The organism is Acinetobacter sp. YH1901141, assembly GCF_013416935.1.
GTDB classification, from domain to species: Bacteria; Pseudomonadota; Gammaproteobacteria; order Pseudomonadales; family Moraxellaceae; genus Acinetobacter; species Acinetobacter towneri.
The window spans coordinates 1-1,074 of record NZ_VPEY01000084.1 but is presented as its reverse complement, the minus strand read 5'-3'; the positions used below and the strand labels follow the sequence as shown (position 1 = coordinate 1,074).

General features: G+C 38.8%; 1 protein-coding gene. It reads left to right on the top strand.

Annotation, left to right across the window (positions count from 1 at the left end; all coding sequences use genetic code 11):
* The first annotated feature begins 104 nt into the window (after positions 1–104).
* Entirely contained in the window at positions 105–1,067 is a 963-nt protein-coding gene (locus FTV52_RS14595; RefSeq protein ID WP_179991047.1) for an IS30 family transposase, read from the top strand.
* Positions 1,068–1,074: the final 7 nt, after the last annotated feature.

Here is a 1,074-nt window from a genome sequence, read left to right as displayed (position 1 = left end):
CGCAGATTCAAATCCCAAGTGCAACACATTTGTAGTTAGTTGAAAAAGTTAGGTGTATTCATAGAATCATTAGACTTTTTCAACTCGCAATTGGAAAGCACACAATGAAGAAATACACCCAACTTTCTCAAGATGAAAGATACGAAATTTATGCTACTTTGAAAAGTAAAAGTTCAATCGCTACCCTTGCTCGGGAGTTAGGACGTTCACGATCAACCATCTACCGTGAATTAAAAAGAAATACTGGGCAACGTGGATATAGAGCTCAACAGGCAGCTAAATTTGCAAGTCAAAGACGGTACCGTCCTTCATCATCAATGACAGCATTTGCCTTCGCTTATATTGATTATTTGATTGGTTTGGACTGGTCACCAGAACAAATTTCAGGTGCTTTAACACAACGCGGTTGGCTGGATGTACCTTCACATGAGTGGATTTACCAGTACATTTATCAAGATAAATCAAAAGGTGGTAAACTTCATCTACACTTAAGGCATCAGAAGAAATATCGAAAACGCGGTTACAAAAACACGGATCGTAGGGGGCAAATCATTGATAAAACAAGTATTCACTACCGAGACCAGGTCATTGATCAACGACAACGTTTAGGAGATTTCGAAGGTGACACGGTGATTGGTAAACATCATAAAGGTGCTTTATTGACTCTCGTTGATCGAAAGAGCCTGTATGTACATATTGTTCATTTAGGGTCAACGAGAGAATCCTCTAAAACGATTACTTGTGCATTAGATCGTTTACAAATGAGCCATGCTTATAGTGTGACATTTGATAATGGCAAAGAATTTTCCGAACACAAAAGAATTACTGATGCTGGCATAGAGACGTATTTTGCTGATCCTTACAAGTCTATTCAGAGAGCTAGAAATGAAAATACGAATGGTTTAATCCGTCAATATCTGCCAAAATCATCATCGTTTGATGACGTGTCAAACGAACAAATAGAGCAGATAGAATTTGCACTCAACCATCGTCCTAGAAAAACACTAGGTTGGTATACACCGAGTGAAGTTATGGCTGGTTTTTATACTGTTGCACTTGCCGCTTGAATCCGCC

Bases quoted from the DNA above. Each gene is read 5' to 3' on its own strand.
- FTV52_RS14595 (WP_179991047.1), top strand. From the start codon at position 105: ATGAAGAAATACACCCAACTTTCTCAAGATGAAAGATACGAAATTTAT.